Raw genomic sequence first — 10,162 nt, forward strand, 5'->3', positions numbered from 1 at the left:
TATCCCCGCCGGAGGCTCCTGCCCACGCCACCCGCGCGACAAACGAAAAGAGCGCCCCGCAGGACGCTCTTTCCCAGGAATTCACCAAATCTCAGTAGCTGCGGATCAGCCCGACGAGCCGCCCCTGCACCTTCACCTGATCGTCGCGCAGCAGCCGCGTCTCATAGGCCGGGTTCGCGGCTTCCAGCGCGATCATCCCGCTGCGACGGTAGAAGCGTTTCAGCGTCGCCTCATGCCCCTCGACCAGCGCGACGACGATATCGCCATTGTCGGCGGTGCCCTGTTCGCGGATCACCACGACATCGCCGTCGTTGATGCCGGCTTCGATCATCGAGTCGCCTTTGACCTCGAGGGCGTAATGCTCCCCACGACCGCTCAGCATGGAGCCGGGAACGGCGACGTGATGCGAGACTTCCGAGATCGCCTCGATCGGGACACCTGCGGCGATCCGGCCCATCACCGGCAGTTCCAGCGCGTGGATCACGTCGACCGGCATCGCGCCGCGCGGCGGGTCGGTCTTGTCGCCCTCGATCACCTGCGGCGCGAAGCTGCCAGCGCTATCGCCTGCGGGCGCGCCGAATTTCTTCTCCAGCGCTTCGGGCAGTTTCACGATCTCGATTGCGCGGGCCCGATGAGCGAGGCGGCGGATGAAGCCACGTTCTTCCAGAGCGGTAATCAAACGGTGGATGCCGGATTTCGAGCGCAGGTCCAGTGCGTCCTTCATCTCGTCGAAAGAGGGTGGAACACCGTCCTTCATCATCCGTTTTTGAATGAATTCCAGCAATTCCAGCTGCTTGCGCGTAAGCATCCGCGACCCTCCGTTCCCCGGTCAAGGCACATGTTCAAGGATTGTTCTACCCTTGTTCACGGAGGCTGTCAACGCCCGAGGCGGGTGCGGCTCAGTCCAGCGGCAGGATTTCGACCGTCTCGCCTGCCTTGCGCGGCCCGTCGCCCAAGGGGCGGATCAGCAGGCAATCGGCCTGCGACAGGAGGCTCAGCATCGCAGAGTCCTGATTGTCGAAGGGCGTGACGCGGGGCAGGGGATCGCCGGGGGCGAGGGCTGCGCGCATGTAATGGGTGCGCGGGCCGGTCGGGCCGGTATCGGTCGCGAGGATCGCCTGTTGCACGCGGCTTTCGGGCGGCAGACCCGAAAGCTTGCGCAGCATCGGGCGCAGGAACAGTTCGGCGCAGACCGTGGCCGAGACCGGGTTGCCCGGCAGGCCCAGCATGGCAGCCTCGCCCATCCGGCCCGCCATCAAGGGCTTGCCGGGGCGCATCGCGATCTTCCAGAAGCTGCGGTCGAGCCCCAGTTCCGCGGCCACTTCGCCCACCAGATCATGCGCGCCGACCGAAGCGCCGCCCGAGGTCACCACCAGATCGGCGCCCTTGGTGAGGTCGAACACGGTGCGCAAGCTGTCGCGGTCATCGCGCGCGATCGGCAGCATGCGGGCCTCGGCGCCCATGCGCTCGGCCAATGCCGCGACGATGAAGCTGTTGGAGCAGATGATCTGGTCCGGCCCCGGCTCTTCGCCCGGCATCACCAGCTCGTCGCCCGTGGCGATGATCGCGACGATGGGGCGGCGGCGCACCGTGACCGCGGCCACGTTCATCGCGGCCAGCAGGCCCAGATCGCGCGCGGTCAGCGGGCGGTCGGGGCAGAAGCTCTCGCCCTGCGCGAAGTCCTGACCCTTGGGGCGGATATTGTTATGGGTTTCAAGCTCTTGCGGCAGGGTGATCGTATCGCCTTCACGCGTCACGTTCTCCTGCAGAACGACCACGCCATTCGGGCCCGGCACCGGTGCGCCGGTGAAGATGCGCACGGCTTGGCCCGGAGTCGGCGTGCCGTCATAGGCGCGACCGGCGGCGGCCTCGCCCTCGACGGTGAGCGTCGCGCCGGGCAGTTGGTCGGCCACGTCGATCCAGTAGCCATCCATCGCAGAGCCCGAGAAGGGCGGCTGGGTCAGTTGCGCCGTGGCGGGCTCCGCCATCACGCGGCCAAGGGCGTGGCGCAGGCTTACGCGCTCGGTGCCCAGCGGTTCGACCAGTGCCAGAACCTTCTCCAGCGCCTCTTCGACGGGCAAAAGGCTCATGATGCGCTCCCTTCGGCCTCGTATTTGCCGGATTTTCCGCCGTCTTTCAGCACGACGCGGATACCCTCGATCTGCATGGATTTCTCGACCGCCTTGAGCATGTCATAGACCGTCAGCGCCGCCGCCGAGACCGCCGTCAGCGCCTCCATCTCGACGCCGGTCTGACCCGAGGTCTTCACGGTCGCGCGGATGCGCACGCCGGGCAGGGCCTCGTCGGGCTCCAGGTCCAGCGTGACCTTGGTGATCGGCAGCGGGTGACAGAGCGGGATCAGATCGGAGGTCTTCTTCGCGGCCATGATCCCCGCAATCCGTGCGATGCCCAGAACGTCCCCCTTTTTCGCGGTGCCCTTCAGGACATAGTCCAGCGTCTCGGGCAGCATCACCACGCGCCCCTCGGCCACGGCGATGCGGTCGGTCACCTCCTTATCGGAGACGTCGACCATATGGGCCTGACCGTCCTTGTCGAAATGCGAGAGGCTCATGCGACCTCCAGAAGCGTCCGGGTGGCGCCCGCGACATCGTCCTGCCGCATCAGGCTTTCGCCGATCAGGAAGCGGCGCGCGCCGACCTCGGCCATCGCGGCCATGTCGTCGCGGGTGAAGATGCCGCTCTCGCAGACCAGATCGCGGCCCTCGGCGAGGATGCTCGGCGCAAGTTCGCGGGTCACGTCGAGCGTGACCTCGAAGGTCTTCAGGTTGCGGTTGTTCACGCCCAGAAGCGGCGATTTCAGATGCTTGAGCGCGCGTTCGGTCTCTTCCATGTCATGAACTTCGACGAGCACATCCATGCCCCAACCGAAGGCTGCGTCTTCCAACTCGGCGGCGAGGCTATCCTCGACCGAAGCCATGATGATCAGGATGCAATCGGCGCCCCAGGCGCGGGCTTCCGCCACCTGATAGGTGTCATAGAGGAAATCCTTGCGCAAAGCGGGCAGCGAGCAGGCCGCGCGCGCCGCCGACAGGAATTCCGGCGCGCCCTGGAACGAGGGCGTGTCGGTCAGCACCGAAAGACAGGCCGCGCCGCCTTGCTCATAGGCCTTGGCCAGCGCGGGCGGGTCGAAATCGGGGCGGATCAGCCCTTTCGAGGGCGAGGCCTTCTTGATCTCGGCGATCAGCCCGTAGCCCGTTTCCGCCTTCGCGGTCAGGGCGTTGGCAAAACCGCGCGTGGGCGCTTGCGCCTTGGCCTGAGCCTCAACTTCGCTCAGCGGGCGCGCGGCTTTGGCCGCTTTGATCTCTTCCAGCTTATAGGCTTTGATCTTGTCGAGGATCGTGCTCATCCGGCGACCTCCTGCGTGATGCGGGCGAGCGTTTCCAGCGCGGTCTTCGCCTTTCCGCTATCGATGCTCTCGGCGGCCATTTCCGCCCCGGATTTCAGGTCCGCGACCTTGTCGGCCACGACAAGCGCGGCGGCGGCGTTGAAGATCACCGCGTCGCGATAGGCCGAAGCCTCGCCATCCATCAGCGCGCGCAGGGCGGTGGCGTTCTCGGCCGCCGTGCCGCCGACCAGATCCTTGAACTTGTGCACGGGCAGGCCCGCATCCTCGGGGTGGATCTGGATCGACTCGATGCGACCATTTTCCAACGCGGCAACTTCGGTCGTGCCGCAAATGGTGATCTCGTCGGTCCCGTCCGAGCCATGCACCAGCCACGCCTTCTCGGAGCCGAGCATCTGCAACGTCTCGGCCATCGGGAAGATCAGGTCGGGCGCGAACGCCCCGGTCAACTGCCGCTTCACGCCTGCGGGGTTGGTCAGGGGGCCGAGGATGTTGAAGATGGTCTTGCAGCCCAATTCCTGACGCACCGGCATGACGTGGCGCATCGCGGGGTGGTGGATCTGCGCCATCATGAAACCGATCCCGGCCTCGGCCAGACCACGCTCGGTCGCCTCGGGACCGGCCATCACGTCGATGCCGAGCTCGGATTGCACATCCGCCGTGCCCGATTTCGACGAGGCCGCGCGGTTTCCGTGTTTCGCGACCGGAACGCCCGCGCCTGCCACGACGAAGGCCGCAGCGGTCGAAATGTTGAGCGTGTGCATCCCGTCGCCACCGGTGCCCACGATATCCATCGCGCCTTCGGGGGCTTTCACCGGCACACATTTCGCACGCATCGCGGCGGCGGCAGCGGCATATTCCGACACGGATTCCCCGCGCGCCCGCAGCGCCATCAGCAAACCGCCGACCTGTGCGGGCGAGGCTTCGCCTTCGAACAGCAACTGGAATGCCATTTCGGCCTGCGCGCGGCTCAGCGGACCTTCGGACGCCGCAAAGATCAGCGGCTTCATCGCTTCGCTCATCGGCTGGCTCATGCGGGCACCTTCAGGCTGACGCCTGCCTCTGTCAGGAAATTCTTCAGCATCGCGTGGCCATGCTCGGAGGCGATGGATTCCGGGTGGAATTGCACGCCCTCGATCGGCAGCTCGCGATGACGCAGGCCCATGATCGTGCCGTCGTCCAGCTCGGCGGTGATCTCGAGGCAGTCGGGCAGGCTCTCGCGCTCCACGATCAGCGAGTGATAGCGCGTCGCTTTCAGCGGAGAAGGCAGGCCCTTGAAGCAGCCTTTGCCCTCGTGGCGGATCTCGCCCATCTTGCCATGCACGATCTCGGAAGCGCGCACGACTTTCCCGCCGAAGGCCTGACCGATGGTCTGATGCCCCAGACAGACGCCGAACAGAGGCAGTTTCGCCTCGGCCGCGGCCATCACCAGCGGCAGGCAGATGCCCGCCTGATCGGGGTCGCAAGGCCCGGGCGACAGCACGATCGCCTCGGCGCCCATGCCCATCGCCTCCTGCACGTTCAGCGCGTCGTTACGCCAGACCTTCACATCGGCGCCCAGCTCGCCAAAATAGTGCACCAAATTATAGGTGAAGCTGTCATAATTATCGATGAGCAGCAGCATGGCCGGGCCCTTTCGTTTGTTGGCCCCCGGCGTCCCCCATGCACTCAAGCGCCGATGCGCTTATCAAGGGGGGTGAACCGGGGAACGGGTCGGGCTATAGATGCTATCAGCGAAGGGTCGGGGTCAAGGGCAGTCCCCGGGAAAAGCCGCGCATCAAGAGCGGTGAAGATGGAGGCAGGCAATGATGCGATCTGTGATGAAGGGCGGACTGGCCGGTCTGCTGGTCGCGGTACTTGGTGCGGGCGTGATGTCGTTGATCTTCCCGGCGCCGAAAGAGCCCGGCGCAGAGATCAAGCTCGCCGGAAGCCCGACGCCCGAAGAACCCGCGAATGTGGACCTGCCTGCGGGCTCCGATTTCTCGCGCCCTGCGACCGATCGCACGCCCGCGATGCCGACGCCGGACGGGGCGCCGATTTCAGCGCCGACCAAGACGCCGCGCGTGTCCGAGCCGCAGCCGAGCCTCGCGCCGCCCAGTGCCGACGAAATCCAAAGCGCCGCACGCCCGGAGATGGCGACCGAGATGGCCGAGCCGCGCCCCGAGGCGGAAGGGGAGACCGTCGCGCTCGCAGAGCCGGTCGCGCCGGAGGCAGGGGCCCAGCCCGACAGCGCCCAGCCTGCCGCTTTGCAAGGCGCGCCCGCGCCCGATGCCACTCCCGAGGTTGCCGCTGCGCGCGCGCCCGCGCCCGAAGCGCAGCCGCAGCAGACCGCTGAAACTGCGCCCGCAGCCGAAATGCCCGCGCTGCCCGACGTGACCCTGCAGCCGCCGAAAGCGCCCGAGCAAGCGACGCCGTCTGCCGATGAGGGCGAAACGACCGTCGCGGCGAGCGAGATGCCCGCACTGCCCGAGGCCGAGATCGCCCCCCCCGAGGCGGAGCCCCAAGCGGCCCCGTCGCTCGGTGATATGCCCGCGCCCGATCAGTTGCCGCCCGAGGGGGAGGGCATCGACACCGCGCAGGCCGACAAGCCCGAGATCTCGAACGACCCGGCCACAAGCCCGGACCTGCCCGCCGGGCGCGCCCTGCCGCAAGCCGGGGATGCAGCCCCGATCAAGCCGCGCATCTTCTCGTTGCAAGACGCCCCGTCGCTGCCGGGCAAACCGATGGGCGGGTTCAAATCCGCGCCCGGCGTGGTGGTGGATCGCCTGCCGCAAGTGACGCCTTCGACCGCGCCTTCGACGGAGGAGGGCTCCGACGCGCAGTCCGCGCAGGACATGCCCGAGGTCGCGGCGGTCGATGCAGCCGATCTGAACCCGATCCAGAAATTCGCAGCCCCCGCACCGATCAGCGACAAGCCGCAAATCTCGCTCGTACTGATCGATCCGGGCGTGGCGGCGGGCGGGCTCGACCCGGCGACGATCACGGCGAGCGATCTGCCGATGACCATCGCGATCGATCCGACCCGCGAAGGCGCGGCTGACGATGCGAAAGCCTTCCGCGCGGCGGGGTTCGAGGTCGCGATCCTCGCAGCCGGATTGCCCGCGAACGCCGCGCCCGAAGATGTCGAGGTGGCGCTGGAGGCCTGGCGTCACGTGATCCCCGAGGCGGTCGCCGTCGTGGAGCCGCCGCAGCCGCAATTCCAGAACAACCGCCCGCTTGCGCGCCAGATGATCTCCGCGCTCAGCCGCGGCGGGCTTGGGGTGGTCACCCAGAAGAAGGGCTTCGACAGCGCCAACCAGATCGCGACCTCGGCCGATCTGCCGCGCGCGCAGGTCTGGCGCGTGATCGATGACGGGCGCGAGAAGGCTGCCGTGATCTCGCGGATGCTGGCGCGCGCCGATTTCGAGGCGGAGCGCAACGGCTCGGTCGTGGTGATGCTCTCGGCCTGGCCGGAATCGGTTCAGGGGATCGAGGACTGGTATGTCGATGCGCAGAACAAGGTGACGCTGACCCCGGTTTCTGCGCTGGCGCTCGATAGCGTGGCGGCTGGCACTCCAGACACCGAGCCGAAAATGGAAAACGCGGGCCAGTAAGCCCGCGTTCTCAAAGCTTGGGAAAAGGCGACTGCCTCAGCCGTTGCCGCGAGTGGCTACGAACAGCCCCGCATCCTCGGCCGCCTTGCGCAGCGCCTTGGACTTGTTGACCGTCTCCATCCACTCGGCCTCGGGGTCGCTGTCATAGACCACGCCGCCGCCTGCCTGAATGTAAAGCGTCTTGTCCTTCACCACCGCCGTGCGCAGCGCGATGCACATATCCATCTCGCCATTGGCTGCGAAATAACCCACGGCGCCGCCATAGATGCCGCGTTTCTCCGGCTCCAGCTCGTCGATGATCTCCATCGCGCGGACCTTGGGCGCGCCGGACACGGTGCCTGCGGGCAGACCGGCCAGCAGCGCCGAGAGTGCGTCCTGATCGTCGGCCAGCTCGCCCACGACGTTCGAGACGATATGCATGACGTGGCTGTAGCGCTCGATGATGAATTTCTCGGTCGGGTGGACCGAGCCGATCTTCGCGACGCGCCCCACATCGTTGCGACCCAGATCGAGCAGCATCAGGTGCTCGGCCAGCTCTTTCTTGTCGGCCAGCAGGTCCTCTTCCAGCGCCTTGTCCTCGGCAGGGGTCGCCCCGCGCGGACGGGTGCCCGCGATCGGGCGGATCGTCACCTCGCCCTCGCGCACGCGCACGAGAATCTCGGGCGAAGCGCCCACGATCTGGAAGCCCCCGAAGTTCAGGAAGAACATGAAAGGCGAGGGGTTGGTGCGCCGCAGCGAACGATAGAGCGCGAAGGGCGGCAGCGGGAAATGCGCCGACCAGCGCTGTGCCGGAACCACCTGGAAGATGTCGCCTGCGCGGATGTAATCCTTCGCCTTCTCCACGGCGGACATGTAGCCCTCTTTCGTGAAGTTCGAATGCATCTCGCCGACCTGCAGGCTCTCGCCCAGATCGCGGCTCTCCACCGGGGTGCGGTCGAGATCGCGCAGCGCATCCGAGACGCGCTCGGCGGCCTGCGCGTAGGCGGCGCGCGCGGACTTGCCCTCGGCTTGGAAGGCAGGCGCACAGATGATCACGTCGCCCTTCACCCCGTCGAGTACGGCCACGACCGACGGGCGCAGCAGCATCGCGTCGGGCACGCCCAACGGATCGGGGTTCACGTTCGGCAGCTTCTCGACCAGCCGGATCGTGTCATAGCCGAGATAGCCGAACAGACCCGCCGCCGCGGCGGGCAGATCGTCGGGCATCTCGATGCGGCTTTCCGCGATCAGCGCGCGCAGGCTGTCGAACGGGTGGCCCGGAAGGTCTTCCCACGCCTCGTCGAAGCGCGCCGAGCGGTTGATCCGCGCCTGCTCGCCCCGGCATTCCCAGATCACGTCCGGCTTCATGCCGACGATCGAGTAGCGCCCGCGCACCTCGCCGCCGGTCACCGATTCCAGCATGAAGGAATTGGGCTGCGCCTCGGCGAGCTTGAGCATCAGCGAGACGGGCGTGTCCAGATCGGCCGCGAGCCGCGCGTAGACCAGCTGGTTTTCACCCTTGGCCCAGCGTTCCTCGAACGCCTCGAAAGAAGGGGAGAGAGCGACCACGGCGGGCCTCCTTACTGCATCTGCGACTGCACGGCGGTCACGGTCTGGTTGTCGAGATCGAGCCCGGCCTCCGACTCCACGGCGGTCGCGTAGAAATTGAGCAGGTCATTGGCCAGCGAGTTCGACAGCTGGGTGCCGATCTGACCCGAGATCAGCTTGGTGTCGGCATCTTCCATATCCGCCGGAATGACCTTGTCGGTGACGAAGACATAGACCTTGCCGTTGGCGGTGATCTGCGCGGGCTTGCCCGGCTCGGTCTTGAAGACCTTGGAGATCACCGGCGGCGGCAGTTCGTCGGAATAGCCGCCCCGACCGATGCTCGCGACCTTGGTGGTCAGCACACCGGTCTCGCCCAGCGACTTGCCGCCCTCGACCGTCGAGACGATCTCCTTGGCGCGGTCCTCTTCGGCTCTCACCACCTGATCGGCGCGCCATGCCGCCGCGACCTCGTCCTTCACATCGGCGAAGGGCTTGGGCTGGGGCGGCACGATCTTGTTGAGGCGCAGCGCGAAGACGCCGCCATCCGAGAGCGTCTGCAGATCGGGATAGGCGTCGGTCGTGGCCTCGTCGGCCGCTTTGCGGAACTCGTCATAGCCCGCGATGCCATCGGTGCTGTCGGCGGTGTAGTCGATCTGGCCAAGCTCCATATCGGTTTCCTTGGCCATTTCCTCGAGCGTCGCGCCGCCTGCCAGACGGTCCTGCAGATCTTCGCTCATCTTGCCGATCTCGTTGCGCGCCTTCTCTGCTTCGGCATCGCCCGCGAGTTCGTCGCGCGCTTCGGCAAAGGAGGTTTCCTGCGCATCGATGATGCCGTTCACCTTGAACAGGGCCGGGCCCAGATCGGTCTCGACGGGGCCGACCACGGTGTTGTTCTCGGCCGAGAAGACCGGATCGGCAGCCTTGCCCAGATCGTCGCGGGTCACGTCGCCCAGATCGGCATCGTCGAGCGACAGGCCGCGATCCTTGGCGAGATCGGCGAAGGTTGCGCCGCCATCCAGCTTGGCTTTCGCGGCCTTGGCTGCGTCCATGTCGGAGTAGACGAGACGCTCCACAAGGCGCTTCTCGGGCTGCTTGAACTCGTCGGCGCGGCGCTCGTATTCGGCCTTCAGCGTGGCGTCGTCGATCTTGACCTTGTCGGCCAGCATGTCCGGCGTCAGCCACGCATAGGTGATGTCGCGCGTCTGCGGCGCGGTGAATTGATCGATGTGGTCGTTGTAATAGGTCTGAAGCTGATCGTCGGTCGGGTCCGGGATCGCCTTGGTCAGATCGCTTTCGCTCACTTCGGCCCAGGTGAAGCCGCGCTTCTCGCTGACATATTTCGTATAGGCGTCGACCACCGGCTTGGGCGCATCCACGCCCCCTGCGACCGCGCCCTGAATGATCGAGCGCGAGAGATCGTCGCGCAGCTGCGCCTCGAATTGCGGCTCGGTATAGCCCTGCTGGCGCAGCGCGAATTTATAGGTTTCGCGGTCGAACTTGCCCGAGGCGTTCTGGAACGCCTGAACGTCGTAGAGCTGCTTTTGCAACTGCTGGTCGCCCACCGACACGCCAAGACGCCGCGCGCCTTCGCCGATCGCGGCCTGACCGATCAGCTTGCCCAGCACCTGCTGGTCGACGCCGGACGACCGCATCTGCGCCATCGTGACCGGCTGGCCAAG

Annotated in this window: 9 protein-coding genes; 1 reads left to right on the forward strand and 8 read right to left on the reverse strand. The window is 66.6% G+C overall.

The annotated features are described in order from the left end of the window. Positions 1 to 91: 91 nt before the first annotated feature. The 6 genes from lexA to B3D39_RS06225 form a co-directional block, all read right to left on the reverse strand. Complete coding sequence (lexA, locus tag B3D39_RS06200) at positions 92 to 808, reverse strand: transcriptional repressor LexA (protein WP_078547774.1); 717 nt, start codon at positions 806 to 808, stop codon at positions 92 to 94. A gap of 91 nt (positions 809 to 899) precedes the next feature. Beyond that, entirely contained in the window at positions 900 to 2,090 is a 1,191-nt protein-coding gene (gene glp, locus B3D39_RS06205; RefSeq protein ID WP_274963589.1) for a gephyrin-like molybdotransferase Glp, read from the reverse strand. Further along, on the reverse strand, positions 2,087 to 2,572 hold the full coding sequence (gene moaC, locus B3D39_RS06210) for a cyclic pyranopterin monophosphate synthase MoaC (RefSeq protein ID WP_078520127.1): 486 nt from the start codon (positions 2,570 to 2,572) through the stop codon (positions 2,087 to 2,089). The genes glp and moaC overlap by 4 nt, the downstream gene beginning before the upstream one ends. Further along, positions 2,569 to 3,366, reverse strand: coding sequence for an indole-3-glycerol phosphate synthase TrpC (gene trpC, locus B3D39_RS06215; RefSeq protein ID WP_274963588.1), 798 nt, complete (start codon positions 3,364 to 3,366; stop codon positions 2,569 to 2,571). The genes moaC and trpC overlap by 4 nt, the downstream gene beginning before the upstream one ends. Next, on the reverse strand, positions 3,363 to 4,385 hold the full coding sequence (trpD, locus tag B3D39_RS06220) for an anthranilate phosphoribosyltransferase (RefSeq protein ID WP_078542893.1): 1,023 nt from the start codon (positions 4,383 to 4,385) through the stop codon (positions 3,363 to 3,365). The genes trpC and trpD overlap by 4 nt, the downstream gene beginning before the upstream one ends. A gap of 8 nt (positions 4,386 to 4,393) precedes the next feature. Continuing rightward, positions 4,394 to 4,987: an anthranilate synthase component II gene (locus tag B3D39_RS06225; protein WP_078520124.1), complete on the reverse strand. Its 594-nt coding sequence runs from the start codon at positions 4,985 to 4,987 to the stop codon at positions 4,394 to 4,396. A gap of 181 nt (positions 4,988 to 5,168) precedes the next feature. Between B3D39_RS06225 and B3D39_RS06230 the strand changes: the two genes are divergently transcribed. Further along, on the forward strand, positions 5,169 to 6,956 hold the full coding sequence (locus tag B3D39_RS06230) for a divergent polysaccharide deacetylase family protein (RefSeq protein WP_286789516.1): 1,788 nt from the start codon (positions 5,169 to 5,171) through the stop codon (positions 6,954 to 6,956). 36 nt (positions 6,957 to 6,992) lie between these two features. Here B3D39_RS06230 and trpE read toward each other — a convergent pair whose 3' ends face one another. Further along, the gene (trpE, locus tag B3D39_RS06235) at positions 6,993 to 8,504 is read right to left on the reverse strand and encodes an anthranilate synthase component I (protein WP_078542842.1); all 1,512 of its coding nucleotides are present in this window, start codon (positions 8,502 to 8,504) and stop codon (positions 6,993 to 6,995) included. An 11-nt stretch (positions 8,505 to 8,515) separates the two neighbouring features. Then, the coding region (locus tag B3D39_RS06240) for a peptidyl-prolyl cis-trans isomerase (RefSeq protein WP_286789517.1) at positions 8,516 to 10,162 on the reverse strand (1,647 nt) is incomplete at its 5' end.

It is taken from the genome of Thioclava sp. UBA3469 (assembly GCF_002378135.1).
GTDB classification, from domain to species: domain Bacteria; phylum Pseudomonadota; class Alphaproteobacteria; order Rhodobacterales; family Rhodobacteraceae; genus Thioclava; species Thioclava sediminum.

What these genes read in the sequence shown, in the direction of transcription:
- moaC (WP_078520127.1), bottom strand. Translation starts at nt 2,572, where the DNA reads ATGAGCCTCTCGCATTTCGACAAGGACGGTCAGGCCCATATGGTCGAC.
- lexA (WP_078547774.1), bottom strand. Translation starts at nt 808, where the DNA reads ATGCTTACGCGCAAGCAGCTGGAATTGCTGGAATTCATTCAAAAACGG.
- B3D39_RS06225 (WP_078520124.1), bottom strand. Translation starts at nt 4,987, where the DNA reads ATGCTGCTGCTCATCGATAATTATGACAGCTTCACCTATAATTTGGTG.
- glp (WP_274963589.1), bottom strand. Translation starts at nt 2,090, where the DNA reads ATGAGCCTTTTGCCCGTCGAAGAGGCGCTGGAGAAGGTTCTGGCACTG.
- trpC (WP_274963588.1), bottom strand. Translation starts at nt 3,366, where the DNA reads ATGAGCACGATCCTCGACAAGATCAAAGCCTATAAGCTGGAAGAGATC.
- B3D39_RS06230 (WP_286789516.1), top strand. Translation starts at nt 5,169, where the DNA reads ATGATGCGATCTGTGATGAAGGGCGGACTGGCCGGTCTGCTGGTCGCG.
- trpD (WP_078542893.1), bottom strand. Translation starts at nt 4,385, where the DNA reads ATGAGCGAAGCGATGAAGCCGCTGATCTTTGCGGCGTCCGAAGGTCCG.